Source organism: Methylobacterium sp. P5_C11 (assembly GCF_054049775.1).
This window is the reverse complement of sequence record NZ_JBFULS010000070.1, coordinates 1-26,452: the sequence shown is the minus strand read 5'-3', so window position 1 is coordinate 26,452 and position 26,452 is coordinate 1. Positions and strand designations below refer to the sequence as shown.

Here is a 26,452-nt window from a genome sequence, read left to right as displayed (position 1 = left end):
CTTCACGTAGTCGGCGTGGCCCGGGCAATCCACGTGCGCGTAGTGCCGGTTGGCCGTCTCGTATTCCACGTGCGCCGTCGAGATCGTGATCCCGCGCGCCTTCTCCTCCGGAGCCTTGTCGATCTGGTCGTAGGCCGTGAACGTCGCCCCGCCCGTCTCCGCAAGAACCTTCGTGATCGCCGCCGTCAAGGACGTCTTGCCGTGGTCAACGTGCCCAATCGTGCCGATGTTGCAGTGCGGCTTGGTGCGGGAGAACTTTTCCTTGCCCATCAGAGCCTCCTAAATTCGAATTCGCGTTGCGGAAGAAGAGATGCCTAGGCGTAAGCCTCAGGCGTACTTGGCGATGACCTTGTCGGCCTCGCCGCGCGGCACCTCTTCGTAATGGTCGAACTGCATGGTGAAGTTCGCCCGGCCCTGCGACATCGAGCGCAGGTTGTTCACGTAGCCGAACATGTTGGCCAGCGGCACCATCGCGTTGATGACGTTGGCGTTGCCGCGCATGTCCTGGCCCTGGATCTGGCCGCGGCGGGAGTTGAGGTCGCCGATGACCGAGCCGGTGTAATCCTCCGGAGAGACGACCTCGACCTTCATCACCGGCTCGAGCAGGACCGAGCCGCCCTTCTGCAGGGCTTCACGGAAGGCCGCGCGGGAGGCGATCTCGAAGGCGAGGGCCGACGAGTCGACGTCGTGGTAGGCGCCGTCGATCAGCTCGACCTTCACGTCGACCACCGGGAAGCCGGCGAGGACGCCCGCGCCGAGGACCGAGTTCAGGCCCTTCTCGACGCCGGGGATGTACTCCTTCGGCACCGCGCCGCCGACGATCTTCGACTCGAACTGGAATCCGGCGCCCGGCTCGTTCGGCTCGACGATGAACTTCACGCGGGCGAACTGGCCGGTACCGCCAGTCTGCTTCTTGTGCGTGTAGTCGATCTCCTGACGGCGGGTCAGCTTCTCGCGGTAGGCCACCTGCGGCTGGCCGATATTCGCATCGACCTTGTAGGTGCGGCGCAGGATATCGACCTTGATGTCCAGGTGCAGCTCGCCCATCCCGCGCAGGATGGTCTGGCCGGATTCCTGGTCAGTGGAAACGCGGAAGGACGGATCCTCGGCGGCTAGCTTCTGGAGCGCGATGCCGAGCTTCTCCTGATCGGCCTTCGACTTCGGCTCGACGGCGATCTCGATGACGGGCTCGGGGAACTCCATCTTCTCGAGGATCACGGCCTTCTGCGCGTCGCAGAGGGTGTCACCCGTGCGGGTATCCTTGAGGCCGGCCAGTGCGACGATGTCGCCCGCGAAGGCCTCCTTGATGTCCTCACGGTTGTTGGCGTGCATCAGGAGCATGCGGCCGACGCGCTCCTTCTTGTCGCGCGACGAGTTCAGGACGTTGGCGCCGGTATCGACCTTGCCCGAGTACACGCGGCAGAAGGTGATCGTGCCGACGTGGGGATCGTCCATGATCTTGAAGGCGAGCATGGAGAAGGGATCCGAATCCGTCGGGTGACGGACGGTCTCTTCCTCGGTCTTGAAGTCGATGCCCTTGATCTCGCCGCGATCGGCCGGGGAGGGCAGGTAGTCGACGACGGCGTCGAGGAGCGGCTGCACGCCCTTGTTCTTGAACGCCGAGCCGCAGAGAACCGGGTGGAAGGCGCGCAGCTGCACGGCCTTGCGCACCAGGCGGCGCATCGTGGCGTCGTCCGGCTCGTTGCCGTCGAGATAAGCGGCCATGGCCTCGTCATCGAGCTCGACGCAGGCCTCGATCAGCTTGGTGCGATACTCGACGGCCTGGTCCTTGAGGTCGGCAGGGATTTCAGTCTCGTCGAAGTTGGCGCCCAGCGCCTCGCCCGACCAGACGATCGCCTTCATCTTGATGAGGTCGATCACGCCCTGGAAGTTGGACTCGGCGCCGATCGGAAGCTGCAGGCACACCGGCTTGCCGGCGACGCGGTCGATGATGTCGGCGACGCACTTGAAGAAGTCGGCGCCGATCTTGTCCATCTTGTTGACGAACACGACGCGCGGCACGTCGTATTTGTCGGCCTGACGCCACACGGTCTCGGTCTGCGGCTCGACGCCCTGGTTGCCGTCGAGCACGCACACGGCACCGTCCAGCACGCGCAGCGACCGCTCCACCTCGATGGTGAAATCGACGTGGCCGGGGGTGTCGATGATGTTCAGGCGCTTCTCGCGCCAGAAGCAGGTCGTCGCAGCCGAGGTGATCGTGATGCCACGCTCCTGCTCCTGCGCCATCCAGTCCATGGTGGCGGCGCCCTCATGGACCTCGCCGATCTTGTGGGACTTTCCGGTGTAGTAGAGGATCCGCTCGGTCGTCGTGGTCTTGCCGGCATCGATGTGGGCCATGATGCCGAAGTTGCGGTAGTCCTCGATCGCGTGCGTGCGGGGCATCGGATTGCTCCTGAGAGACGGCGGAACCGCTTACCAGCGGTAGTGCGAGAAGGCGCGGTTGGCTTCCGCCATCCGGTGCGTGTCTTCGCGCTTCTTGACGGCGTTGCCGCGGTTGTTGGCGGCGTCGAGCAGCTCGGCGGAGAGCCGCTCGACCATGGTCCGGTCGTTGCGCGAGCGAGCGGCCTGGATCAGCCAGCGGATCGCGAGCGCCTGACGGCGTTCCGTGCGCACCTCGACGGGGACCTGGTAGGTCGCGCCGCCGACGCGGCGGGAGCGGACCTCGATCATCGGGGCGACGTTGTCGAGGGCAGCGCGGAACACCTCGATCGGGTTGGCGCGGGCGCGGTTCTCGACGATGTCGAAGGCGCCGTAGACGATCCGCTCGGCGGTCGACTTCTTGCCCTCGTACATGATCGAATTCATGAACTTCGTCAGAACCACGTCCCCGTACTTCGGGTCCGGGATGATCTCACGCTTCTCGGCAGAGTGGCGACGGGACATCTTCTGAGACTCTCGAACGAAAAGATCTTAAGCGCCCCGCGCAGGCCGCCTGAGCCCTGAGGCCGGCGGCATCCTTACGGGGCCGTGGAAACGCAGACCGGCGCCCGGGAAAAATCCGGGCGTCCGACTTACTTCGGACGCGCTTACTTCGGACGCTTGGCGCCGTACTTGGAGCGGCGCTGCTTGCGGTTCTTCACGCCCTGCGTGTCGAGCACGCCGCGCAGGATGTGGTAGCGCACACCCGGAAGATCCTTCACGCGGCCGCCGCGGATCATCACCACGGAGTGCTCCTGAAGGTTGTGACCCTCGCCCGGGATATAGCCGATCACCTCGAAGCCGTTGGTCAGCCGCACCTTGGCGACCTTTCGGAGCGCCGAGTTCGGCTTCTTCGGGGTCGTCGTGTAGACGCGGGTGCAGACGCCGCGCTTCTGCGGGCAAGCGTCTAGCGCCGGAACCTTGTTGCGGCTCCGCTGGATCTTCCGCGGCTGGGCGATCAGCTGGTTGATCGTCGGCATCCTGTGCCCTCTTCCTCGGTCACCTAGGCCGGACTGCACAGGGCAGTCCGCAAAACGAATATGCGCCGGAGGGCCTGTCACGGACCCTCGGCGCGGTGTGGGCAGAGGAGCACGCCCGAAACGAACGCGCTCGTACCTACGGATCTGACTTAAGCGTCAGGCGATTTGAACCCTCGGAGCGCTCGGGGCGATGGCGGCGGCTTCCGGGGGTATGCCCAAGGGCCGTCGGCAGCCGATGGCCGTCCGAAGTGGCGCGCTTCTAGCCGCGGTTGCCCTGCAGGTCAATGCGGTGACAGCAGAAAACTGCACCGCGCCGGAGGTTAAGGATCGGTCAAGGGGCGTGCGGCCGGCCTGTGCGCTGTGCGGCCCAATCCAGCCGGCAGGCTTTTTTCCCGGCGCCTGCGCCGCCGTCAATCTCGAAGACGCCGGCCCACGGAGTCCGATTCGCGATCTCCATCACGCCGCCGGCCGCGAAGACAATCCAACGCGTTCTCTGTCGCGATCTCGTCAAAACGTTCCCGCGATGCGACGAAATACGAAAGACGTCACTGTTGATTGGAACAGAAATTTCGATGAACAATGACCTCAGTTCCGCAAAGTCGACCCGCGTCCCTTCGATCGGGCACGAAAGATACTGCAGTTTTCAAACAAAAAATCTTTCGTCGTGCCAGTATTACCTGAATTACTCTTTCGTCAACGGTGGAGCCATCCGTGCGCCACCTCTTCGCCATCGCTCTCGCCACACTGCTATCGTTAGGGGCCGCCCGGGCCGACCGGCTGGACGACATCCGGAGAGCGGGCGTTCTCCGGGTCGCCGCCTTTGACAGCAACCCGCCCTTCGGCTTCGTCGACCCCGCGACGAAGCAGATCGCCGGTCTCGACGTCGATTATGCGCAGGCGATCGCCGACCAACTCGGCGTGAGGGTGGAGGTCCGCCCCACGAACCCGGCGAATCGCATTCCGCTGCTCACCTCCGGCAAGGTCGATCTGGTTCTGGCGAACTTCACCATCACCGAGGAGCGGGCGAAGCATCTCGATTTCAGCATTCCGTACTTCGCCTCCGGGCAGCAGTTCCTGGTCAAGAAGGGCACCTTGTCGTCGCCCGAGCAGCTGAAAGGGCTCCGGATCGGGGCCGACAAGGGCACGACCAACGAGATCGTGCTGCGCCGCGACTTTCCGAAGGCCGTCGTGGTCGCCTTCGACGACACGCCCTTCGCCTTCACGGCCCTGCGCAACGGCAACGTCCAGGCGATCACGCAGGACGGGCCGAAGCTCGTCGGGCTGCTGGCGAAGGTGCCGGACCGCCAGAACTATGAGATCCCGCCCTTCAGCATCTCCAACGACTTTATTGGCGTCGGCCTTCCCAAGGGCGAGACCCGGCTGCGCGACCTCGTGAACGAGACCCTGCGCGGCCTGGAAGCGACCGGCAGGGCGGCGGCGATCTACGACCGCTGGTTCGGTCCGGACACCGAGCAGCCGCTGCCGCGCCTGTTCCGGCTCGGGGACCCCGGCTAGCCGCGGCGAAGCGGGAGGCGGCCGTGCCGTACGGCGCACGCTCCGTCGATCTCATCGACAGTGTCCTCGGCGACCTCCTGGCGCCGCGCTACCTCACGTGGCTGGCTCAGGGATTCGGGGTCACCCTCGCCCTGTCGGCGGCCGCCTGCCTCGCAGGCACGGCGCTGGGGCTCGCGGGCGGCGGCCTGCGGGAAGCGGGCGGTCGCGCGGCGCGGTGCCTTGTGTCGGGCGTCGTCGGCACCGTCCGCAACACCCCGCTCCTGGTACAGCTCTTCGTCTGGTACTTCGCGGTGACGATCCTTCTGCCCCAGGACGTCACGGCCTGGCTGAACACGCCGCACGTGCTCGACCTGGGACCCGGCGCCCTGCGGTGGCCCGCGTACGAGACCCTCGCGGGATTTTGCGGGCTCGCGCTCTACGCAGGCGCCTATATCGCCGAGGAGGTCCGCGCGGGGATCAACGCCGTACGCCACGCCCAGAAGGAGGCGGCCCTCGCCCTCGGGCTCACCCCGGTCCAGGCGTAACGCCACATCGTGTTGCCCCAGGCCCTGCGGATCGCCTGGCTGCCGATCGTCGGCCAATATCTCAACACGCTCAAGAACACGGCGCTGACCATGACGATCGGCCTCGCGGAGCTGTCCTACGCAGCCCGCCAGGTGGAGACCGAGACGTTCAAGACCTTCCAGGCCTTCGGCATCGCCACGCTGCTCTATGTCGGCGCGGTCGCCGCGCTGGAGACCGCAGGGCAGGCCCTCGGACGCCGCTTCCGCCCCGAGGGTCGGCACCGATGAACCCCTTGGTCATCACCGACAATCTCGACTACCTGCTGGTCGGGGCCTGGCCCGATGGTCCGATCGGCGGGTTAGCCCTGACGCTGATCCTGTCCGGCCTGTCCGGCCTGTCCGGGCTCGCCGCGGCCGCGCTCGGGCTCGTCCCCGGAGTCGGGCTCGCGATGAGCGCAGGGGCGGCCCGGACCGCGCTCGTCGTCGGCCTCGGCGTCTTCCGCGCCGTGCCGGTCGTGATGTTGATCTTCTGGAGTTACTTCCTGCTGCCGATCCTGTTCGGCCTGTCGGTTCCCGAGATCGGGACGGTCGCGACGGCGCTGTCGCTCGTCGGAGGCGCCTACCTGTCGTACGGCGTGGCCGCGGGGATCGAGAGCGTCGGCCGCGGCCAATGGGAGGCCGCTCTGGCGCTCGGCATCGGCCGCTGGCAGACCTTGCGGTTCATCATCCTGCCGCAGGCCCTGCGGGCCATGGCACCGTCCTTCGTCAACGAGTGGTGTGCGCTCATCAAGGACACGTCGCTCGCTTACGTGGTCGGCGTGCCCGAACTCTCCTTCGTGGCGGCACAGGTGAACAACCGCGCCATGGTCTACCCCGCCGAGATCTTCCTGTGCGTCGGTGCGGTCTACGGAATCCTGTGCGCCACCCTCGACGGGCTAGCCGCCCGACTTACACGGCCCCGCCCGCGCCGGCACGCCACGCCTGGGACGGCGCGGGTCTGAAGGCCCGGCGCGCCCGCACCGGGCCGTGCCCGCGATGCGGCCGATTCTCGTCTCCACACGCGGAAGGCGTACCGGATCGGGGCAGGGGGGCGCCGGCAGGGTCTACGGAGAATTAAAGCGATCCATCGAATTGTCGCGCTCATCGGGCGGCCAGGACGCCGCCTCAGGTTCGCGTCAAGGATGTTGCGTATGGGTTGCGTCGCGGTCAGCAACGTCGTTCCGTTCCGGCGGCCCGTTCCCGCTCAGGCTCCGGGCGAGCGGGAAGCCCGCAACCGTCGCCGGAGCGAGCAGCGCTCCCTGCTGGACGCGGTCTACGCCACCGGCAGCATGGTCGTCGCAGCCGAGGATCGCGGAATGAAGCTCACCGCCTCTCGGCTCCAGGTCTACGGGTTCCTGGCGATCGAAGAGGTGGGCGAGGACGGCCTCATGCGCCGCCTCCGGCCGTCCGAGGCGATTCGCGCCCGGGCGGAGCGGCCCTGGCGCCTGTCGAAGCCCGCCAACGGAGCCTCGGTGACGATCCCGAGCCTCGACGGCTTCCTGTTCGAGACGGCCGGCCAGCCGTTCTGATCCGCGGACAACCCAAGAACACGCGGCCGGCGCCGACCCCGCGCGCCGGTCATTGCGCGTGGTCGGGAGCCCGCTCTCCCGATCAGGATGGCTCCAGTCCGCCATCCGCGGCGCAACCGTACTGGTCGAGCCGCTCGCGACGACGAATCTTCTGATCCCGGATCAGGATGAAGCGCCCCGGTTTGCCGGCCGGCGTGGACCCAGCCATAACGCGCACAACCACGCCGCGGCGCCAGCTCGATCGTGCCCGCGAGCGGGTCGATCCAGCCATGCGGCGCCCGCGATTTCCCGCCCTTCGGCTTGCCAAGACGCGCTGCCCGTAGTATGCGCCCGGCCTTCGCGACATTCCCGATGGGTGCTCGCACCCTGTGAACGCGGTGACCGCGCCGGTGTCCCTGTGGCATCGCCTGCGCGGTCAAACACATGAGCCGGGGACGTCAGGTCCCCATCAGGCGTCGTCCGCCGGGCAATACCGTCCGTGTGCGGAAACCCGCCTGAAACAAGGAGTCACGCACGTGATCCAGATGCAGACGAATCTGGACGTCGCCGACAACTCGGGTGCACGCCGTGTGATGTGCATCAAGGTTCTCGGCGGGTCGAAGCGCAAGTATGCCGGCGTAGGCGACGTCATCGTCGTCTCCGTCAAGGAGGCGATCCCGCGCGGTCGCGTCAAGAAGGGCGACGTCATGAAGGCGGTCGTCGTCCGCACCGCCAAGGACGTGAAGCGTGCCGACGGTTCGGTCATCCGCTTCGACAAGAACGCCGCGGTCCTGATCAACAATCAGAAGGAGCCGATCGGCACCCGTATCTTCGGACCGGTTCCGCGCGAGCTCCGCGCCCGCAACCACATGAAGATCATCTCCCTGGCTCCGGAGGTGCTGTAATGGCTGCCAAGATCAAGAAGGGCGACAAGGTCGTCGTGCTCACCGGCCGCGATTCGGGTCGGTCGGGCGAGGTGATCCAGGTTCTGCCGAAGGAAGGCCGGGCCTTCGTGCGCGGCATCAACCTGGTCAAGAAGCACCAGAAGCAGACCCAGAACCAGGAAGGCGGCATTATCTCCAAGGAGGCCGCCATCCAGCTCTCGAACATCGCGGTCGCGGATGCCAACGGCAAGCCGACCCGCGTGGGTTTCCGCATCCTCGAAGACGGGCGCAAGGTCCGGTTCGCCAAGACCACGGGGGATCAGATCGATGGCTGAGGCCGACAAGAATGCCTACACCCCGCGTATGCGCAAGCACTACGACGAGGTGGTTCGCCAGAAGCTGATCGAGCAGTTCGGCTACAAGAACCCGATGGAAGTGCCGCAGATCACGAAGATCGTGATCAACATGGGCGTCGGCGAGTCCACCGCGGATTCCAAGAAGGCTTCCGTGGCTGCGGGCGACCTCGCCCTGATCGCCGGCCAGAAGCCGGTCATCACCAAGGCCCGCAAGGCCATCGCGACCTTCAAGGTCCGCGAGGGCATGCCGATCGGCTGCAAGGTGACCCTGCGCAAGCAGCGCATGTACGAGTTCATGGATCGCCTGATCACGATCGCGCTGCCGCGCGTGCGTGACTTCCGCGGCCTGAACCCGCGCTCGTTCGACGGCCGCGGCAACTACGCTCTTGGTCTCAAGGAGCACCTCGTGTTCCCGGAGATCTCCTACGACAAGGCCGAGCAGACCTGGGGCATGGACATCGTCGTGGCGACCACCGCCAAGACCGATGCCGAGGCCAAGGCCCTGCTCGCCGCCTTCCAGTTCCCGTTCCGGCAGTGAAGCCTTCGGGCTTCAGACGCGGACACCGGAGATAGACCACATGTCGAAGAAAAGCTCAGTCGAGAAGAATGAGGCCCGCAAGGCGCTGGTGAAGCGCTTCGCGGCCAAGCGGAAGGCGCTCCTCGAGATCGCCAACAACGAAGGCCTCGAGATGGAGGAGCGCTTCGAGGCGCGCCTCAAGCTCGCGGAACTGCCGCGCAACTCGTCGGCCACCCGCATCCGCAACCGCTGCGGCATGACCGGCCGCCCGCGCGCCTATTATCGCAAGATGGGCATCTCGCGCGTGGCTCTGCGCGAGCTTGGCAACCGGGGCCTGATCCCCGGCCTGGTCAAGTCGAGCTGGTAAGGAGGTCCCCATGGTCAACGATCCCGTGGGCGACATGCTCACCCGCATCCGCAACGGCCAGCTGCGCCGTCGCAACGTCGTCCAGACGCCCGGCTCGCGCCTGCGCGCCAGCGTTCTCGACGTCCTGAAGTCCGAGGGCTACATCCGCGACTACGCGGCGACGGACCTCGGCAATGGCCGCACCGAGTTCGCCATCGAGCTCAAGTACTACGACGGGCGCCCGGTGATCCGCGAGATCAAGCGCGTCTCGAAGCCGGGCCGCCGGGTCTACTCGTCGGTCGGCGAGCTGCCGCACGTGGCCGACGGCCTCGGCGTCACCATCGTCTCCACCCCGCAGGGCGTCATGGCCGATCACGAGGCGCGCGAGCGCAACGTCGGCGGTGAAGTGCTCTGCACCGTGTTCTAATCGGGGCATAAGGAGGTTTTCCCATGTCTCGCGTAGGCAAGAAGCCGGTCCCCGTGCCGGCCGGCGTTACCGCCACCGTCACCGGTCAGACGGTGAAGATGAAGGGTTCGAAGGGCGAGCTGTCCTTCGTGGTCCCGTCGCTCGTCAACGTGGCGATGAAGGACGGCGCGATCGCGGTCGAGCCGGTCAACCAGTCGAAGCCGGCGCGTTCCCTGTGGGGCACGTCGCGGGCGCAGATCGCCAACATCGTCGAGGGTGTGTCGAAGGGCTTCGAGAAGAAGCTCGAGATCACCGGCGTCGGTTACCGCGCCGCGATGGCCGGCAAGGCCCTCAAGCTATCGCTCGGCTACAGCCACGACATCGAGTACGCGATCCCCGCCGGGATCACGATCGCAACACCCAAGCCCACCGAGATCACGATCTCCGGGATCAACCGCCAGCAGGTCGGTCAGGTCGCCGCCGAGATCCGCGATTATCGCGGACCCGAGCCCTACAAGGGCAAGGGCGTGAGGTACGCGGGCGAGTTCATCTTCCGCAAGGAAGGCAAGAAGAAGTAAGGAGGGCATCATGTCTCGCAAGCTCGAAGCCCTCGATCGCCGGAAGGCGCGCGTCCGTCGCGCGCTGCGGGCGGCCGCCAACGGCCGTCCGCGGCTCTCGGTGTTCCGCTCGTCGAAGCAGATCTACGTGCAGGTCATCGACGACGTAGCCGGCAAGACGCTGGCCGCCGCCTCGTCGATCGACAAGGCACTCAAGGGCGAACTCAAGACCGGCGCCGACGTCGCCGCCGCCAAGGCGGTGGGCAAGCTGGTGGCCGAGCGTGCCAAGGCCGCGGGCGTCACGAAGGTGATCTTCGACCGCTCCGGCTACATCTACCACGGTCGCGTCGCGGCCGTGGCCGAGGCTGCCCGCGAGGGCGGCCTGGAGTTCTGATTTCCGGGAAGTCGCCGTCGGCGAATCTGTCGCCGGCGAGTCCCATCGGGACCGTTGAACGACGGCGGGCCGGACGTGCTCTACATGTCCGGCATTCGACAACAAATCGAGCGAGCGGCCCCGCCGGCCGCGCCAGTGAGATGAACAGGTAAAGACATGGCACGTGAACGTGAAGGCGGGGGCCGCGGCCGCCGCGATGATCGCGAGGAGCGCGACAGCGAGTTCGTGGACAAGCTCGTCCACATCAACCGCGTCGCCAAGGTGGTGAAGGGCGGCCGTCGCTTCGGCTTCGCGGCCCTCGTCGTCGTCGGCGACCAAAAGGGCCGCGTCGGCTTCGGCCACGGCAAGGCCCGTGAGGTGCCGGAGGCGATCCGCAAGGCGACGGAAGCCGCCAAGCGCGGCCTGATCCGCGTCTCGCTCCGCGAGGGCCGGACCCTGCACCACGACGTCAACGGTCGTCATGGCGCCGGCAAGGTGATCCTCCGCGCGGCTCCGCAGGGTACCGGCATCATCGCCGGCGGCCCGATGCGCGCCGTGTTCGAGACGCTCGGCATGCAGGACGTCGTCGCCAAGTCGCTGGGATCTTCGAACCCCTACAACCTCGTGCGCGCCACCTTCGAGGCGCTCAAGAACGAGGACAGCCCGCGCTCCGTGGCGGCCCGCCGCGGCATCAAGGTCTCGACGCTCCAGTCGCGTCGCCGCGATGCCGACCCGGCCGACCAGTCCGAAGCCGCGGTCGCGTGAGGGAGGGTCCGATGGCACAGAAGACCGTCCGCATCGAACAGATCGGCTCGCCGATCCGCCGCGAGGCCAGCCAGCGCCAGACGCTGATCGGCCTGAAGCTCAACAAGCTCCACCGCGTGTCCGAACTGGAGGATACCCCCTCCGTGCGCGGCATGATCCGCAAGGTTGCGCACCTCGTGCGCGTCCACGGCGACGTGGCGTGAGGAGGTCCCGATGAAGCTCAACGAAATCAGCGACAATCCCGGCGCCACCAAGGACCGGATGCGTGTCGGCCGGGGCATCGGCTCCGGCAAGGGCAAGACCGCGGGTCGCGGCGTGAAGGGCCAGAAGGCCCGGACCGGCGTGTCCATCAAGGGCTTCGAGGGCGGTCAGATGCCGCTGCATCGTCGCCTGCCGAAGCGCGGCTTCAACAACCTCTACGCCCAGGACCTGAACGAGGTGAACCTCGGCCGGATCCAGGAAGCCGTGGACGCGGGCAAGCTCGACAAGGCCGCGACCGTGACGGTGGAGAGCTTGGTCGCGGCCGGCATCATCGCCCGTCCGCGCGACGGCGTGAAGCTGCTGGGCGTCGGCGACCTCACCGCGAAGCTCAGCTTCGAGGTCACCCGTGCTTCCAAGTCCGCCGTCGAGGCGGTCGAGAAGGCCGGCGGCTCGGTCAGCGTCGTCTACGCTCAGGGTGCTTCCACCCGCGGCCGCAACGAGGCGGCCTCTGCCTGACGGGCGTGAGCGCTAAGGGAGCGACCCGGGGACCCGTTGCACGGACTCCACGCACCCTATAAGCCGAACCTTCGAGCGGCGGCCCTGCGACCACGCGGGCCGCCGCTTTCATTTCATCCGGGCGCCGCGCGTCCGGCGACACTTCCAGGACGCGACGCTTATGGCCTCAGCCGCCGAGCAGCTTGCCGCCAACCTCAATTTCGGTGCGATCGCCAAGGCCGATGAGCTGAAGAAGCGCATCTGGTTCACGCTCGGCGCCCTCGTGGTGTTCCGGCTGGGCACGTACATCCCGATTCCCGGGATCGACCCGGAGCAGTTCGCCCGCAACTTCCAGCAGCAGTCCGGCGGTGTGCTCGGCCTGTTCAACATGTTCTCGGGCGGCGCCGTCGAGCGCATGGCGATTTTTGCCCTGAACATCATGCCGTACATCTCGGCCTCGATCATCGTTCAGCTCCTGACCTCGGTGATCCCGAGCCTCGAGGCGCTGAAAAAGGAGGGCGAGTCCGGCCGCAAAGTCATCAACCAGTACACCCGCTACCTCACGGTGGTACTGGCGCTGGTCCAGTCCTGGGGCATCGCCATCGGCCTCCAGGGCTCCTCGGCCGCCATCGATCCGGGTCCGTTCTTCCTGGCCTCCACGGTGATCACGCTGACCGGCGGAACGCTGTTCCTGATGTGGCTCGGCGAGCAGATCACCTCGCGCGGCATCGGCAACGGCTCGTCGCTGATCATCTTCGCCGGCATCGTCGCCCACCTTCCGGTGGCGATCGCGGGCGCGCTGGAACTCGGCCGCACCGGCGCCCTGTCGCCGGCCGTCATCCTGGGCGTGGCCGTCGCCGCCGTGGCGCTGGTCTACTTCATCGTCTTCATGGAGCGTGCCCAGCGCCGGCTGCTGATCAATTACCCCAAGCGTCAGGTCGGCAACCGCATGTACGAGGGCCAGACCTCGTTCCTGCCGCTCAAGCTGAACACCTCGGGCGTGATCCCGCCGATCTTCGCCTCCTCGCTCCTGCTCCTGCCGGCGACGGCCGCGAGCTTCTCGGCAAATGGCGGCGCCACCGGCTGGCTCGGCACGGTGACGGCCTATCTCGGCCACGGCACGCCGCTGTTCATGGTCCTCTACGCGGCGCTGATCATCTTCTTCACGTTCTTCTACACCGCGGTGGTCTTCAACCCGCAGGAGACGGCCGACAACCTGAAGAAACATGGCGGCTTCATCCCCGGCATCCGTCCGGGCGAGCGGACCGCGGCCTTCATCGACAAGGTGCTGACCCGGATCACCGTGATCGGCGCCCTGTACCTGACCCTGGTGTGCCTGTGCCCGGAGATCCTGTCGTCCTACGCAGCGGCGAGCCTCGGCTTCGGCGGCACGTCTCTGCTCATCGTGGTCTCGGTGACGATGGACACGGTGGCGCAGATCCACGGGCACCTGATGGCCCACCAGTACGAGGGCCTCGTGAAGAAGGCCAAGCTGCGTGGCGCCTCGACCACGCAACGGCGGCGCTGAGCCTGATACAGAGGCGGGCGGCTTCCAACACCGCGCCCGTCTCTGGCCCAAAGGTCCAGGTGCCTCACCGGCCAGGACCGGCTAGAAATCCCGAATCCGGCGATGCCAGGGAGGCTTCGTCACCGCGGCTTGTGCCCACAGCGAGTGGGCCGAACGAGGACAACGCCATGCGTATCATTCTGCTCGGGCCGCCCGGTGCGGGAAAGGGGACGCAATCCGAGCGGATCGTGCAGCGCTTCGGCATCCCGCAGCTCTCGACGGGTGACATGCTGCGCGCGGCCGTCGCCGCCGGCACGCCGGTCGGCCTGGAGGCCAAGGCCGTGATGGAATCGGGTGGCCTCGTCTCCGATCGGATCGTGGTCGGGATCGTCGCCGACCGGATCGAGGAGGCGGATGCCCGCCGTGGGTTCATTCTCGACGGTTTCCCGCGCACCGTGGCGCAGGCGGAGGCGCTCGGGGAGATGCTGGCCGGCAAGGGGCTGCACCTGTCCACGGTGATCGAGCTGAAGGTCGACGAGAACGCCCTGGTCGGCCGCATCGAGAAGCGCGCCGCCGAAACTCAGGCCCGCGGTCAGACCGTGCGGAAGGACGACACGCCGGAGGTGTTCAAGCAGCGCCTTGAGGCCTACCGCGCCCAGACAGCGCCGCTCTCGGCCTACTACGGCGCGAAGGGCATGCTGGAGCCGATCGACGGCATGCAGCCGATCGACAAGGTCACGGCGGACCTGATGGCGGTGCTGGAGCCGCATGAGGAGCGCGTCGCCTCCTGATCACGCGCTGGGACGGTGCGGGTCGCGCATCGTCCCGGAACGCGCGACCGTGCGGCGCCCGGCGAGGGTCCCGTTCGGGGATCGTGCCCGGCGCGTGCGGAAGGCCGCGCCGAACGGGGCCTCCGAACGTCTCGCGACGGTGGTGAGCCCGGGCGCTGACATCCGATGGGACACGCCATGATGCTTCGCCTCGTCGCCACCACGACGCTTCTGCTCGCGATCGCCCTGCCGACTCTGCCGGCGCTCGCCCAGAGCCCGGCGCAATCCTTCGTGTACGGACAGAAGCGCTTGCGCCACGCCTGCCGACCGCCGTTGAAGTTCGCTGCCGGTGCCTGCGTGCGTCGCTGTCCGGCCGGCTACCAGACGAGCGGTGGCTATTGCCGGCTGCGGAATCAAGGCTTCCGCTGAGAGGCGTCAGCCTCAGGGCCGCCCATCTTTCCGAAGGGCGCCGAAGAAGTTGACCATGTCCATCTGAAGCGACCGGTGACCGAAGAGACGAAAGGGATAGCCCTCCGTCGTGCCCTCGCGCAGTTCGATCATGCCCGTCCTGACGTTGTAGCGGAACACCATCCGACGCCCCGCGAAGGTGGCCCAGAGCAGGTCCGGCCCGTCATCCTCATCCTGGACGGCCACGGAGCCGGGCTCGGCCTCGGCGAGGACGCCGCCGATGACCGCCAGGACCACGGGCAGGACCTCGTCGATGATCTCCTCGGCCCCGCGCAGGACCGAATCGGCGAAGGCCCGGAGGGTGGCGCCATCGCTCGTCAGAAAGGACATTCCCACACCTCGTTCTCCGGTGATCGGGATCCGCGCGCGATGCATGACGCCGCGATCACCCGTTATCGCGTCGTTGACATCGGCCCGCCCGCGCGCTAGCAGGCCCTCCTTCGTCCAGCCGAACGATGGTCCGAGGTGCCCTGTCCAGGGCCGCCCGCGGGCCGCGTCGTCGTTTCACGTGCGCAGGGGCCGGCCTCCACCGGACGCGCACGAAACCCGCCCGGATCCCCGGGCCTCACATGGAGAGTGATCGTGGCCCGTATCGCAGGCGTCAACATCCCGACCAACAAGCGCGTCGTCATCGCGCTTCAGTACATCCACGGCATCGGCGCGAAGAAGGCCGAAGAGATCACCCAGAAGGTGAACATCCCCGCCGAGCGTCGGGTCAACCAGCTGACCGACGCCGAGGTTCTCGCGATCCGCGAGACGATCGACCGCGACTACCTGGTCGAGGGCGACCTGCGCCGCGATGTCTCGATGAACATCAAGCGTCTGATGGATCTCGGCGCCTATCGCGGCCTGCGTCACCGCAAGCAGCTGCCGGTCCGCGGCCAGCGTACCCACACCAACGCCCGCACCCGCAAGGGCAAGGCGAAGCCGATCGCCGGCAAGAAGAAGTAGTTTTTTGGGATTGGGTGGCCGTGCTTCGCGCGGCCATTCCGTCGTCGCGTCGAGTGTCCCGCAGCGGATCCGGCGCTGGCTCGACCGCCCTGCACGGGCGCTCCGGGCAGGTCCCAAGAAGAATCCCGAGCGCCTGGCATTACGGGCGCGCCTGAAGGAAGAGTGAGAACAGATGGCCAAGGAACCGCAACGCGTCCGCCGCCGCGAACGCAAGAACATCGTGTCGGGCGTCGCCCACGTGAACGCCTCGTTCAACAACACGATGATCACCATCACGGACGCGCAGGGCAACACGATCTCGTGGTCGTCGGCCGGCGCGATGGGCTTCAAGGGCTCGCGCAAGTCGACGCCGTACGCCGCCCAGGTCGCCGCCGAGGATGCCGCCCGCAAGGCGTCCGAGCACGGCATGCGCACCCTCGAGGTCGAGGTCTCGGGTCCGGGTTCGGGCCGCGAGTCGGCTCTGCGCGCCCTCCAGGCCGCGGGCTTCACGGTGACGTCGATCCGCGATGTGACCTCGATCCCGCACAACGGCTGCCGGCCGCGCAAGCGCCGCCGCGTCTGATCGGGACCTGCAAAACCTCTTGACGGAGAAGCTTATGACGGGATCGAAGCCGCTTCCGGGCGTGCTGCGTTGGAACCTCGGCGACCTCACGGTCACCGCGCTCAACGACGGCTGGTTTCAGGCCAGCCTCGATCTCGTCACGGGAATCTCCAAAGAGGAGGCCGGACGGCTCCAGGTCGCGGGGTTCCGCACCGAGCAGCCCAAGATCACGCTGAACGCCTTCCTGATCACGGGTCCCGGCCTCAAGCCGACCTTGATCGACACGGGATACGGCGACTTCGCACCGGCGCCGACCCTCGGCCGGGCCGGGGCGGCGCTCGCGCTCACCGCCGTCAAGCCGGAGGAGATCGGCACGGTGCTCGTCAGCCACCTGCACCCCGACCATGTCGGCGGCCTCGTGAAGGACGGTACGGCGCGCTACCCGAACGCCGAGATCGTGGTGCACGCCGACGAGGCGGCGCACTGGCTGCCCGACGCGGCGCTGGCCGAGGCGCCGGATGAAGCCAAGCCCTATTTCGAGGGCGCGCGCAAAGCTGTGGCGCCCTATGCCGGCCGGATGCGCGAGCATCGCGGCGGCGAGGTTCTTCCGGGGATCACGGCGGTCCATCTGCCCGGTCACACGCCGGGTCATTGCGGCTTCCGCATCGTCTCCGGTGGACAGTCGCTGTTGATGTGGACCGACGTGGTGCACCTGCCGGCGATCCAGTTCAAGAACCCGGAGGCTGGCGTCGGCTTCGACGTCGACGGCGACCAGGCGCGGGAGACGCGTAAGCGGATCCTGGACGAGGTGGCCCGTGAGCGGACGCTCGTCACCGGTGGCCATCTCGAATTCCCGGCGCTGGGCTACGTGGACCGGGACGGGGCGGGTTACAGCTTCGTGCCGGTGCTGTGGGTCGGCGGCGAGTAACGGCGGACAGACATTCAGGGACCGTTCGGGGCGCCAGGGGGGCTGCGCCGGACGGCCGAAGCGCGGGGACGGGCGTCGCGGATCCCGAGCATGGACGAGAGGTAGGATCGTGGTCATTCAGAAGAATTGGCAGGAACTGATCAAGCCGAACAAGCTGCAGGTCACGACCGGCGACGACCCCAAGCGGGTCGCCACGGTCGTCGCCGAGCCGCTCGAGCGCGGCTTCGGCACGACGCTCGGCAACGCCCTGCGCCGGGTGCTCCTGTCGTCCCTCCAGGGTGCGGCCGTGACCTCGGTGCAGATCGACGGCGTGCTGCACGAGTTCTCGTCGATCCCGGGCGTGCGCGAGGACGTCACCGACATCGTCCTCAACATCAAGACCATCGCGATCCGCTCGCAGACGGACGCGCCGAAGCGCATGACCCTGCGCAAGACCGGCCCGGGCCTCGTCACCGCCGGTGACATCGGCACGGTCGGCGACATCCAGATCCTGAACCCCGACCTCGTGATCTGCACGCTGGACGACGGCGCCGAGATCCGGATGGAGTTCACGGTCGCCACCGGCAAGGGCTACGTCCCGGCCGAGCGCAACCGCCCCGAGGACGCGCCGATCGGCCTGATCCCGGTCGACTCGCTGTTCTCGCCCGTCACCAAGGTCAGCTACCGCGTCGAGACGACCCGCGAGGGCCAGGATCTCGACAAGGACAAGCTGACCATGACGGTCGAGACCAACGGTGCGGTCTCGCCGGAGGATGCGCTCGCCTACGCGGCTCGCATCATCCAGGACCAGTTGCAGGTCTTCGTGAACTTCGAGGATCCGCGCAAGGAAGAGGCCGCCCCGCTCGCGCCGCAGCTGCCCTTCAACCCGGCGCTGCTCAAGAAGGTCGACGAGCTGGAGCTGTCGGTCCGCTCGGCGAACTGCCTGAAGAACGACAACATCGTCTACATCGGCGACCTGATCCAGAAGTCCGAGGGCGAGATGCTGCGGACCCCGAACTTCGGCCGCAAGTCGCTCAACGAGATCAAGGAAGTGCTCGCCGGCATGGGCCTGCACCTCGGCATGGACATCCCCGGCTGGCCGCCGGAGAACATCGAGGACCTCGCCAAGCGCTTCGAGGAGCACTACTGAGCGGCGAAGCTGCCTCGGGCTGAACGGGCGGCGCTACACGGCGCCGCTTGTTTGGCCGATCCAGAGCGGGGACTTCGCTGAGCCGACGCGGAGTCCCAGAAAATCCCGCCGCGGGGTCATGCGGAATCAACCGCCCCGAGTCCGGGGCACCCGGCCGTACCGTGGCACGGCGGCCGATACGAGAAGGAAGCCAGCACCATGCGTCACGGTTATCGCGGCCGCCGTTTCAACCGCACCGCCGAGCATCGCAAGGCGATGTTCGCCAACATGTCCGTCGCGCTGCTCAAGCATGAGCAGATCGTCACAACGCTGCCGAAGGCCAAGGATCTTCGCCCGGTGGTAGAGAAGCTGATCACGCTCGGCCGCATCGACAGCGTGCACACCCGTCGTCTCGCCATGGCGCAGCTCCGCGACGCTGACATGGTCAAGAAGCTCTTCACCGTGCTCGGTCCGCGCTACAAGGGCCGCCCGGGCGGCTATTGCCGCATCATGAAGGCCGGCTTCCGCCAGGGCGACAACGCCCCGATGGCGGTGATCGAGTTCGTCGATCGCGACGTCGACGCCCGCGGCAAGGATTCCGGTCCGAGCCAGGTCGCCGAGGCTGCCTGATCGCGTCGAGGTCTCTAACCTTCACGTCTTCGAGAAGCCGTTCCGGATCCTCCGGGGCGGCTTTTTGCATTCCGGAACGCTCCCCCGTGCGGCGGAACGATGTGTCGGCGAATCGTGGCGGCGCCATCGCCCGGTGGATCGTACCCTCGGCGTGCCGCGCATGAAAAAACCCGCCGGCTCTCGCCGACGGGTCGCAGCAGGGTCCACGTCTCGGATGGTCGCGGGAATTCGCCCTGGCGGCCCGTCCCTGACGGACCGGGAACTTCCGACTGCGCCGCGATCCGAAAACCCCTATCCCTGCCGGAACTCGTCCGGTGGACCATCCTGGTCCGGGTCGTTGTCGCGCCTGCGGCGCGGGAAGATGCCGTGATTGCTCATGGTCCACCTCCTCGTCGTAACCCGGGGCCTTGCACCCCACGGAGAGACAATGAGGCGGCGAACGGCCGGTTCCCGCCGCCGGTCAGACGGTCTGCGCCGCGGCCGCGTCGAGAAGTGCGGCGACCCGGGCCGCCAGGTCCGCGGAACGGAACGGCTTGGAGAGCACCGGCAGGTCCTCGGGGATCTGCATCGCCTCGGCGTGGCCCGTGAGGATCAGGACCGGCAGGTGCGGATCCCGCTCGCGGATCTCGGCGGCCAGCTCGATACCGTTCATGCCGGGCATGGCGAGATCGGCCACGACGATGTCGTAGCGCTCGCTCTGGAGATGCTGGAGGGCCGCCTCGCCGTCGCCGGCCTCGGTCGTGCTGTGGCCGAAGCCGGTGAGGAACGAGGCCGTCACGTGCCGCACCTGCGGATCGTCGTCGACGATGAGGATGTGGGCGCGCCGGCCGGCGACCGGGGCGGCACCGGACGTGTTCGGGGCTTGCTCGGGCGCTTGGCCGGCGAAGGGTAGCGCCAGCTCCACGCGGGTTCCCCGCCCGACCGTGCTGTCGATCGCAAGACGGCCCTTGGATTGCTGCGCGAGCCCGAACACCATGGCGAGCCCGAGCCCGGTGCCCTGGCCGACCGCCTTGGTGGTGAAGAACGGCTCGCAGACGCGCCGCAGGATCTCCTCCGGAATTCCGGTGCCCTCGTCGGTGACGCTCACGCCCAGATAGGTGCCGTCGGCGATCTCCGGGTCGCCGCTGATGTTCAGCCGCCGCGTCGCCACGGTGATGACGCCACCCTCGGGCATGGCGTCCCTTGCGTTGATGCAGAGGTTGAGCACCGCGAGTTCGAGCTGGTCCGGATCGACCTGGACCGCCGGGAGCCCATCCTCGAGATCGGTCCGCACCGTGACGAGGCCGCCGAGGCTGCGACCGAACAGGTCGCTCATCCCGGTGATCAGGGTGTTCACGTCGATCGCCCGCGCCTGGAGATCGTGGGCGCGGCTGAAGCTGAGGAGGCGCTTCGTCAGGGAGGCGCCGCGCTCCGCCGCACCGCGGGCGTTCTCGATCAGGCGCTGCACCCGCGGCTGGTCGGCGACCTTGGGGCCGGCGAGTTCGAGGCTGCCGAGGATCGCGGTCAGCAGGTTGTTGAAATCGTGGGCGATGCCCCCCGCCAGGGTGCCGAGCGCCTGCATCTTGTCGGACTGGCGCAGCCGCGCCTCCAGGGTCCGCTGCTCGGTCACGTCGCGCTCGATCACCGCGAGGTGGCTGATCGCGCCGACCGCGTCGCGGATCGGCACCCGCGTCACGTGGCTCCACTGCTCAGCGCCCGTGGGACCGTCGCTGACGAGGGTCTCGGCCACGGCACCCGACCGGATCGCCGCGTCGTCCGCCTGCCTCACCGCGCTGGCCTTCGCACCCGGGAGTTCGTCCTCGCGCCGCCCGAGGCAGCCGGCGATATCGTGTCCGAGGAGGGCCGCCTTGCGGGCGTTCAGCCGTACGAACCGGCCCTGCGCGTCCTTGAAGCTGATGGCATCCTGGGCGTGGTCGAGGAGGCCGCGCAGGAGCGCCCGTTCGGTCGCGAGATCCCGGCCGAGCCGGTGGCGCTCGAAGGCCTGGCGGACGGTGGAGCGCAGCAGGCCGGCATCCCAGGGCTTCGTGACGTAGCCGACGATGCCGCCGCGGTTGAGGGCGGCGATCACAGCGGTGATGTCGGCGTAGCCGGTCAGCAGGATCGCCTGGGCGTCGTGGAAGGTGCGGGCCTCGGCGAGGAGCGCATCGCCGGTGAGGCCCGGCATGCGCTGATCCGAGAGCACCACGGCGATGTCGGGCTCGGCGCGCAGGATCTCCAGCGCCTCGGCGGGGCGCGAGGTCGTCAGGACCCGGTAGGAATCCTCAAACAGATCCTCCAGGGCGATCAGGATATCCGGCTCGTCGTCGACAGCCAGGATCGTCCCTACACCTGCGGTACCGTCACTCATGCACTGGCCGCCTGCCGCGGAATTCCGATCACGAAGCAGGCTCCCCCACCCGGGGCCGTCTCCACGGTGAGCGAGCCGCTATGCGCTTGAACGACGCTGTAGGCAATCGCAAGGCCCAGACCCGTTCCGGATCCGACCGGCTTCGTCGTGAAGAACGGCTCGAAGATCTTCTCGCGTAAGCTATCCGGGATGCCCGGACCGGTATCACTGATCCGGATCTCATCGAATTCGGGGTTCGACTGGGTGGTGATCCGGATCATCCCGCCCTCCGGCATCGCGTCGGCGGCGTTGCCCAGGATGTTCATCACCACTTGGTTGAGCAGCGCGGGCGTGCAGTGGATCTCAGAGCGGCCGGCGAAGGCCCGCTCCACGGCGATCCGATCGCCGAGCTTGTGCTGGATCAGGGCAAGCACCGTCTCGATCGCCTCCGGTACGTTGACGAGGGCGCGCTCGCCCTCGTCGAGGCGAGAGAACTTCCGCAGGTTCAACACCAGATCCTGGATCCGGGTCAGGCCCATCCGCATCGAGCCGACCCGCTGCCGGGCCTTGTCGACGGCACGGGCGGCCGCCTCCGGCGCAGCGTCCGGCAGTTCGCCGAGCAGGCGCTCCACCGTGCCCTGATGCGCCAGGATGAAGGCCAGCGGGTTGTTGATCTCGTGGGCGATGCCGGCGACCAGCTCGCCCAGGGACGCCATCTTGGCGGCCTGGACGAGCTTGGATTGCGCGTCGGTGAGCTGGCGGTTGGYGTCGGCGAGGTCGCGGTTCGCCCGCTCCAGGGCGTCGGCGAGGCGGGCACGGGCCTCGGACGCCTCGGCTTCCGCGCGGGCGCGCTCCACGGCCCGCTCGCGCTCGCCGAACTGGCCGGCGATGCGCCGGTCGTCCTCCTCGAGCAGCCGTCGCCGCACGAAGCCGCGCACCCGCAGCGCCAGGACCTCGGCGTCGGTCTTCGAGACCACGTCGTCCGCCCCGGCCGCGAAGGCCTCGACCAGGAAGTCCTTGGCGGGATCGCTCCCGGCGATGCCGACGAGGTGGAAGCCCGCCCCCGCGGCCTGGCCGGAGCGCCGCTGGCTGATCGCCCGGCAGAGCGCGAGGCCGTCATAGGCGTGACCCAGAAGATCGACCGTCACGCAGTCGAAGGCCTGGTCTCCGGCGGCCGCGTCCAGGACGGCGAGCGCCGCCTCCGCCCCGTCGGCGGTCGCCACATGGTGCCCGTCCTGCCCCATCAGTCCGGCCAGGAAGGTCCGGTAGGTGGCGCTACCGTCGATCACCAGGATCCGCCCGCGTCGGAAGGCGGCCGCACCCGGCCCCTCGCCGTCGCCCGCCGCGCGGCGCTCGCGCAGCAAGGCGCGGATGCGCAGGATCATCAGGTCGCGGTCGGCGGATTTCGGCAGGTAGGCGTCGGCGCCGCTCTCCAGTCCCTGTCGCTCGCCGCCGCTGCCGCCGGTCAGCATCAGGACGGGCAGCGCCCGGGTGCGCAAGGACAGGCGCATCTGCCGGATCAGCTCGTCGCCGTTCATACCCGGCAGGTGGTAGTCGGCCACCACGAGGTCGGGCTGGCTGCGGTTGAGGTGGTCGAGGGCGGTCTCGGCCGACGGGCAGCGCTCCACCGAGAACCCGTGCGCCTCCAGCAGCAGACGCAGCTCCAGGGCCTGTGTCTCCGAATCCTCGACCAGCAGGATCCGAGCCGGCATCGCGGCCGCCCCGGCCGCCGTCATGGCCGCGCGCCCGTGTCCACGAGCCGCAGGATGTGGTCGGCGATGCGATCGAGGGGGAGGACGGCCCGGGCCGCCCCGAGCCGGACCGCCGCCGCGGGCATGCCGTAGACCACCGCCGTACTCTCGTGCTCGGCCACGGTCTGGGCGCCGGCCTTCTGCATGTCGGCGAGACCGACGGCTCCGTCCTCGCCCATGCCGGTGAGCAGCACGCCGATGCCGGAAGCACCCGATTGCCGGGCCATGGCGCGGAACAGCACGGTGGCGGCCGGCCGCTGGCCCGAGACCGGGGCGGAGTCGATCACCCGCAGGATGCGGCCCGAACCGATCTCCAGGTGGCGGTCGCCCGGAGCCACGTAGACGCGGCCCGGTTCGGTCCGCTCCCCGTCCCGGGCCAGCGCCACCGGCAGGGTCACGACGCTGTCGAGCCAGCTGGCGAACCCGTCCATGAAGGCCGCACCCATGTGCTGGACGACCAGGACCGGCAGTGGGAAGTCCTTGGGCAGGGCACCGATCACCCGCGCGAGCGCCGGGGGGCCCCCGGTCGAGGCGGCGATGCCGAGGAGGCTCGGGGCCTGCCCCGGCAGCTCGACGGGCGCCGCCTGGGGGGCGGCGACGCGGCCCGCCCATTCGGTACCGATCGGCCGCCGGCGGATCACCGGAACCTGGGCCATGATCCGTAGCTGCGTGCAGATCGCACCGGCCACGCCCTCGTAGCCGGCATGGGTCGTCGCCACCGGCTTCTCGACCACCGACAGGGCGCCGGCCCGCAGCGCGTTCATCGAGATGCGCAGCGACGAATCCTCGACCGAATCGGCGACCACGACGATCGGGGTCGGGAATTCGGCCATGATCCGGCGCGTCGTCTCAAGGCCGTCGATGCCCGGCAAGCGGATGTCCATCGAGATGACGTCCGGCCGCACCGTCCGGAGCTTGTCGAGGGCCTCCTCGCCGGAGGCGACGGCGGCGACGAGTTCGAGGCGGGGATCGCGGGAGACGATGTGGCGCAGCAGCTCGCGCACCACGAGGCTGTCCTCCACGAGCATCACGCGGACAGGGGTCATAGGAGCTGCCCGATCGTATCCAGGAGCTGGCGCTGGTCGAATTTCTGCTTGGTGAGGTAGGCGTCGGCGCCGAGATCGAGGCCCCGGGCGACGTCGGCCGCATCCCCGCGGGAGGTCATCAGGATCGTCGGCAGCCGGGCGAAGCGGGCATCGGCCCGCAGGGCCTGGAGCAGGCCGAACCCGTCGAGGCGCGGCATCTCGACGTCGGCGAGCACGAGGTCCACGGGCTCGATCTCGGCACGCAGCCGCTCGAGGGCGTCCTGCCCGTCGACGCACACGACCACGCGGTAGCCGGCGGCTTCCAAGATTCCCTTCTCCAACGTTCGGGTGGTGATCGAATCGTCGACGACCAGGATCGTCGCCCGCGCGGACGTCCGCGGCCCGGCGTGAGTCGTCGAACGTGGATCCGGCCCCATCGTTCCGGGCGCACCCTCCAGCGATCCGGCATTGACGCGTGCCGCGAGCCCCTCGGGGTCGAGCACCAGCACCGGCACATCGCCGTTCAGCACCGCCGTGCCGGCGATCAGGCCCGGATCGGCTCCGAAGGCCGGTGCGGGCAGGACGAGGAGCGGGCGGACATCGTGCAGGCGGTCGACGGAGAGGGCCAGGCGGCCCCGGCCCACCCGCAGAACCACGGCGGTCAGCATGCCGGGATCGGCCGGATCGGCGGCTTGGCCGAGGACGGCGGCGAGGTCAGTCACCGGATGGCTCGTCGCCGCATCCCCCTCGCCGAGCCGCAGGATCGTCCGGCCCATCGCCACCGGCAGCCCGGCGCGCGACAGGCGCAGCAGGCGCGCCACGGAGTCTCCCGGCAGCGCATAGGTGCGTCCTGCGGCTTCGACCAGCAGCAGGCTGCGCCGGGCCGCCGACAGCGGCAGGCTGAAGATCAGGGCGGTGCCGACCGGCTCGCGCGGTTCCAGGCGGACGCTGCCCATGAGCTGGCGGGCCGCGTCGGCGGCCACCGAGAGGCCGTAGCCCCGCCCCGCAAGGGTATCGATCGCCTCCGCGGTCGAGAAGCCGGGCTCGAACACGAGGCGCAGCAGCGTTTCCGAGTCGGCCGGAGTCCCGGGGGCGAGCAGCCCGCGCTCCCGGGCCGCGGCCTCGATCCGAGCGAGGTCCGGCCCCGGGCCGTCGTCGGAGACGGTGACCTGCAGGCGGGAGCCGCGCACCGAGACCTCCAGCCCCAGGACCAGGGCCTCCGGCTTGCCGGCGGCCCGCCGCACCTCCGGCGACTGCCAGCCGTGGCTGAGGGCGTTGCGCAGGGCGTGGAGCAGCGGATCCTTCAGGGCCTGGAGGGTGCCGCGCTCCACCGGCAGATCGAGGCCGTGCAGGTCGATATCGACCTCGCGGCCCTGCTCCCGGGCGGTCTCGCGGAGCGAGCGGGCGAGGGGGCCGAGGACCGTCTCCGCCGGAACGAGGGCGAGGCGCTCCGCGGCGGCGCGGACGCGGCCAGCGGCCCCCTCGACCGCGTTCGTCGCCGACGCCTGGCGCCGCGCGAGATCCGCCGCCTCGCGGGCGACGGTGCCGGCCCGGRCCGCCAGGGCGCGCCATTCGGGCCGCTCCGCGTCCGCCCCGGCCGCGAGGGTCTCGGCACCGAGGCGCAGATCGCGGGCGAGGCGGGCGAGGCGAGCCAAGCCGTCTGACGCATGCGCCTGGCCCGCCAGGGTGCTGGCGAGGTCGTGACTCGCCCGGGCCAGGGCCTCCACGGCCTCCGCCGGTACGCGCAGGATGGCGGCGGAGCCCTCGGCCGGCTCGGAGCCCGGCTTCGATGCGGCCGAAGCGGGGGACGGGGCGGGGAGCGGGGCGGCCGGAGCGGAGGGCGGGTCCGGTGTGGGATCTGGGGCCGCACCCGCTGGTAGAGGCGGCCCCAGATCCGGCGGCGCCGGCTTCGCCGGCGCTTCGCCGGGAAGGCCGAGGACGTGGCCGAGGGCCGCCAGGGCGTCGGCCGGCATGTCCGGGCCGGCCCCGTCCTTGAGACCCGCAACGTAGGATTCGATCCGGTCCAGGGCGAGGTGGACGGCGTTGGCCGCCTCGCGGTCGAGGGCGTGGGCGCCGGTGCGCACGCCCTCGAACAGCGATTCCAGGCGGTGCGCGACGGCCTCCACCGCAGGGAGATCGACGGCCCGCGCGGCGCCCTTCAGGCTGTGGGCGCGACGGAACACGTCGTTCCAGTCCGGCGTGGCGCTGCCGAGCGCCCCGCGGATCGCCGTGACGTGCTCCCTGTGCTCGACGTCGAAGGCGGCGAGCAGAAGCTGGCGGATGTCCTCGGCCAAGGCGCAGCCCGCCTCAGTGCCGATATCGCTCGGCGAGGGCCATGAGGGCCTGGGCGAGTTCGGTGAGGTTGGCCGAGGCCGCCTCCACCTGCCGCGTCCCCGCCGCCGTCTGCTGGCTGGCCTGCCGGATGTTCTGGAGCGCGCCCATCACCTGCTCGATGCCGAGCTGCTGCTGGTTGGTCGAGGCGACGATCTGCTGGAAGGTCTGGACGTTCTCCTCGACCCGGGCGGTGATCTCCTCGATCGTCCGCTGCATGGTCCGCTGCGTC

At 68.8% G+C, this 26,452-nt stretch carries 32 protein-coding genes and 1 pseudogene; 23 read left to right on the top strand and 10 right to left on the bottom strand.

What is annotated here, in order from left to right:
• From ACXJKQ_RS25010 to rpsL, 4 genes are all read right to left on the bottom strand, one after another.
• Window positions 1-270 (bottom strand): GTP-binding protein (locus ACXJKQ_RS25010; RefSeq protein ID WP_457106588.1); only part of this gene is annotated, 270 nt, incomplete at its 3' end.
• A 57-nt stretch (window positions 271-327) separates the two neighbouring features.
• The gene (gene fusA / locus ACXJKQ_RS25005) at window positions 328-2,403 is read right to left on the bottom strand and encodes an elongation factor G (RefSeq protein ID WP_457108380.1); all 2,076 of its coding nucleotides are present in this window, start codon (window positions 2,401-2,403) and stop codon (window positions 328-330) included.
• 30 nt (window positions 2,404-2,433) lie between these two features.
• Window positions 2,434-2,904, bottom strand: coding sequence for a 30S ribosomal protein S7 (gene rpsG / locus ACXJKQ_RS25000; protein ID WP_012319183.1), 471 nt, complete (start codon window positions 2,902-2,904; stop codon window positions 2,434-2,436).
• A gap of 143 nt (window positions 2,905-3,047) precedes the next feature.
• Complete coding sequence (gene rpsL / locus ACXJKQ_RS24995; RefSeq protein ID WP_007557568.1) at window positions 3,048-3,419, bottom strand: 30S ribosomal protein S12; 372 nt, start codon at window positions 3,417-3,419, stop codon at window positions 3,048-3,050.
• Window positions 3,420-4,130: 711 nt separating this feature from the next.
• Between rpsL and ACXJKQ_RS24990 the strand changes: the two genes are divergently transcribed.
• The 18 genes from ACXJKQ_RS24990 to ACXJKQ_RS24905 all read left to right on the top strand — a co-directional run bounded on the left by ACXJKQ_RS24990 (window position 4,131) and on the right by ACXJKQ_RS24905 (window position 14,590).
• A complete protein-coding gene (locus tag ACXJKQ_RS24990; protein WP_457108379.1) occupies window positions 4,131-4,934 on the top strand; it encodes an ABC transporter substrate-binding protein in 804 nt (267 codons plus the stop codon).
• Window positions 4,935-4,957: 23 nt separating this feature from the next.
• Entirely contained in the window at window positions 4,958-5,458 is a 501-nt protein-coding gene (locus tag ACXJKQ_RS24985) for an ABC transporter permease subunit (RefSeq protein WP_457108378.1), read from the top strand.
• Window positions 5,459-5,470: 12 nt separating this feature from the next.
• Window positions 5,471-5,725, top strand: a complete 255-nt coding sequence (locus ACXJKQ_RS24980) for a hypothetical protein (RefSeq protein ID WP_457108377.1) — start codon at window positions 5,471-5,473, stop codon at window positions 5,723-5,725.
• Window positions 5,722-6,438 carry an amino acid ABC transporter permease gene (locus ACXJKQ_RS24975; protein WP_457108376.1) on the top strand — a complete coding sequence of 239 codons (717 nt, stop codon included), beginning with the start codon at window positions 5,722-5,724 and terminating at the stop codon, window positions 6,436-6,438. The genes ACXJKQ_RS24980 and ACXJKQ_RS24975 overlap by 4 nt, the downstream gene beginning before the upstream one ends.
• Before the next feature lie 189 nt (window positions 6,439-6,627).
• Window positions 6,628-7,005, top strand: coding sequence for a hypothetical protein (locus ACXJKQ_RS24970; protein WP_457108375.1), 378 nt, complete (start codon window positions 6,628-6,630; stop codon window positions 7,003-7,005).
• A gap of 515 nt (window positions 7,006-7,520) precedes the next feature.
• The gene (gene rplN, locus ACXJKQ_RS24965) at window positions 7,521-7,889 is read left to right on the top strand and encodes a 50S ribosomal protein L14 (RefSeq protein ID WP_010686182.1); all 369 of its coding nucleotides are present in this window, start codon (window positions 7,521-7,523) and stop codon (window positions 7,887-7,889) included.
• On the top strand, window positions 7,889-8,203 hold the full coding sequence (gene rplX / locus ACXJKQ_RS24960; RefSeq protein WP_012319178.1) for a 50S ribosomal protein L24: 315 nt from the start codon (window positions 7,889-7,891) through the stop codon (window positions 8,201-8,203). Before rplN ends, rplX begins: the two co-directional genes overlap by 1 nt.
• Window positions 8,196-8,762, top strand: coding sequence for a 50S ribosomal protein L5 (gene rplE / locus ACXJKQ_RS24955; RefSeq protein WP_243920249.1), 567 nt, complete (start codon window positions 8,196-8,198; stop codon window positions 8,760-8,762). Before rplX ends, rplE begins: the two co-directional genes overlap by 8 nt.
• A gap of 40 nt (window positions 8,763-8,802) precedes the next feature.
• On the top strand, window positions 8,803-9,108 hold the full coding sequence (gene rpsN / locus ACXJKQ_RS24950) for a 30S ribosomal protein S14 (RefSeq protein WP_457108374.1): 306 nt from the start codon (window positions 8,803-8,805) through the stop codon (window positions 9,106-9,108).
• A gap of 10 nt (window positions 9,109-9,118) precedes the next feature.
• On the top strand, window positions 9,119-9,514 hold the full coding sequence (gene rpsH, locus ACXJKQ_RS24945; protein ID WP_010686178.1) for a 30S ribosomal protein S8: 396 nt from the start codon (window positions 9,119-9,121) through the stop codon (window positions 9,512-9,514).
• A 23-nt stretch (window positions 9,515-9,537) separates the two neighbouring features.
• Window positions 9,538-10,071 carry a 50S ribosomal protein L6 gene (rplF, locus tag ACXJKQ_RS24940; protein ID WP_149314231.1) on the top strand — a complete coding sequence of 178 codons (534 nt, stop codon included), beginning with the start codon at window positions 9,538-9,540 and terminating at the stop codon, window positions 10,069-10,071.
• Between the two features lie 10 nt (window positions 10,072-10,081).
• Entirely contained in the window at window positions 10,082-10,444 is a 363-nt protein-coding gene (gene rplR / locus ACXJKQ_RS24935; protein ID WP_010686176.1) for a 50S ribosomal protein L18, read from the top strand.
• Between the two features lie 156 nt (window positions 10,445-10,600).
• Window positions 10,601-11,188: a 30S ribosomal protein S5 gene (gene rpsE / locus ACXJKQ_RS24930; RefSeq protein ID WP_043355033.1), complete on the top strand. Its 588-nt coding sequence runs from the start codon at window positions 10,601-10,603 to the stop codon at window positions 11,186-11,188.
• Between the two features lie 11 nt (window positions 11,189-11,199).
• Window positions 11,200-11,391: a 50S ribosomal protein L30 gene (gene rpmD / locus ACXJKQ_RS24925; protein WP_020096280.1), complete on the top strand. Its 192-nt coding sequence runs from the start codon at window positions 11,200-11,202 to the stop codon at window positions 11,389-11,391.
• A gap of 10 nt (window positions 11,392-11,401) precedes the next feature.
• On the top strand, window positions 11,402-11,905 hold the full coding sequence (rplO, locus tag ACXJKQ_RS24920) for a 50S ribosomal protein L15 (RefSeq protein WP_457108373.1): 504 nt from the start codon (window positions 11,402-11,404) through the stop codon (window positions 11,903-11,905).
• A gap of 160 nt (window positions 11,906-12,065) precedes the next feature.
• Window positions 12,066-13,412 (top strand): preprotein translocase subunit SecY, encoded by a 1,347-nt coding sequence (secY, locus tag ACXJKQ_RS24915; protein ID WP_457108372.1) that lies wholly within the window; start codon window positions 12,066-12,068, stop codon window positions 13,410-13,412.
• A 167-nt stretch (window positions 13,413-13,579) separates the two neighbouring features.
• Window positions 13,580-14,182 (top strand): adenylate kinase, encoded by a 603-nt coding sequence (locus tag ACXJKQ_RS24910; RefSeq protein ID WP_457108371.1) that lies wholly within the window; start codon window positions 13,580-13,582, stop codon window positions 14,180-14,182.
• A gap of 177 nt (window positions 14,183-14,359) precedes the next feature.
• Window positions 14,360-14,590 (top strand): hypothetical protein, encoded by a 231-nt coding sequence (locus ACXJKQ_RS24905; RefSeq protein ID WP_457108370.1) that lies wholly within the window; start codon window positions 14,360-14,362, stop codon window positions 14,588-14,590.
• A gap of 12 nt (window positions 14,591-14,602) precedes the next feature.
• Here ACXJKQ_RS24905 and ACXJKQ_RS24900 read toward each other — a convergent pair whose 3' ends face one another.
• Window positions 14,603-14,959, bottom strand: a complete 357-nt coding sequence (locus ACXJKQ_RS24900) for a hypothetical protein (RefSeq protein ID WP_457108369.1) — start codon at window positions 14,957-14,959, stop codon at window positions 14,603-14,605.
• Window positions 14,960-15,211: 252 nt separating this feature from the next.
• On the opposite strand from ACXJKQ_RS24900, the gene rpsM reads away from it, so the two are divergent.
• From rpsM to rplQ, 5 genes are all read left to right on the top strand, one after another.
• Complete coding sequence (gene rpsM, locus ACXJKQ_RS24895; RefSeq protein ID WP_457108368.1) at window positions 15,212-15,580, top strand: 30S ribosomal protein S13; 369 nt, start codon at window positions 15,212-15,214, stop codon at window positions 15,578-15,580.
• Between the two features lie 172 nt (window positions 15,581-15,752).
• Entirely contained in the window at window positions 15,753-16,142 is a 390-nt protein-coding gene (rpsK, locus tag ACXJKQ_RS24890; protein WP_007557606.1) for a 30S ribosomal protein S11, read from the top strand.
• 34 nt (window positions 16,143-16,176) lie between these two features.
• Window positions 16,177-17,049, top strand: a complete 873-nt coding sequence (locus tag ACXJKQ_RS24885) for an MBL fold metallo-hydrolase (RefSeq protein WP_457108367.1) — start codon at window positions 16,177-16,179, stop codon at window positions 17,047-17,049.
• Window positions 17,050-17,158: 109 nt separating this feature from the next.
• Entirely contained in the window at window positions 17,159-18,178 is a 1,020-nt protein-coding gene (locus ACXJKQ_RS24880; RefSeq protein WP_010686165.1) for a DNA-directed RNA polymerase subunit alpha, read from the top strand.
• A gap of 198 nt (window positions 18,179-18,376) precedes the next feature.
• Complete coding sequence (rplQ, locus tag ACXJKQ_RS24875) at window positions 18,377-18,787, top strand: 50S ribosomal protein L17 (RefSeq protein ID WP_457108366.1); 411 nt, start codon at window positions 18,377-18,379, stop codon at window positions 18,785-18,787.
• 460 nt (window positions 18,788-19,247) lie between these two features.
• On the opposite strand, the gene ACXJKQ_RS24870 is transcribed toward rplQ, so the two are convergent.
• From ACXJKQ_RS24870 to ACXJKQ_RS24850, 5 genes and pseudogenes are all read right to left on the bottom strand, one after another.
• Complete coding sequence (locus tag ACXJKQ_RS24870) at window positions 19,248-21,134, bottom strand: response regulator (RefSeq protein ID WP_457108365.1); 1,887 nt, start codon at window positions 21,132-21,134, stop codon at window positions 19,248-19,250.
• Window positions 21,131-22,849, bottom strand: a complete 1,719-nt coding sequence (locus ACXJKQ_RS24865) for a response regulator (protein ID WP_457108364.1) — start codon at window positions 22,847-22,849, stop codon at window positions 21,131-21,133. Before ACXJKQ_RS24865 ends, ACXJKQ_RS24870 begins: the two co-directional genes overlap by 4 nt.
• Complete coding sequence (gene cheB / locus ACXJKQ_RS24860; RefSeq protein WP_457108363.1) at window positions 22,846-23,910, bottom strand: chemotaxis-specific protein-glutamate methyltransferase CheB; 1,065 nt, start codon at window positions 23,908-23,910, stop codon at window positions 22,846-22,848. The genes ACXJKQ_RS24865 and cheB overlap by 4 nt, the downstream gene beginning before the upstream one ends.
• Window positions 23,907-26,183 carry a hybrid sensor histidine kinase/response regulator gene (locus ACXJKQ_RS24855; RefSeq protein ID WP_457108362.1) on the bottom strand — a complete coding sequence of 759 codons (2,277 nt, stop codon included), beginning with the start codon at window positions 26,181-26,183 and terminating at the stop codon, window positions 23,907-23,909. The genes cheB and ACXJKQ_RS24855 overlap by 4 nt, the downstream gene beginning before the upstream one ends.
• A 13-nt stretch (window positions 26,184-26,196) precedes the next feature.
• Window positions 26,197-26,452: pseudogene (locus tag ACXJKQ_RS24850) on the bottom strand (methyl-accepting chemotaxis protein); the annotation flags it as partial.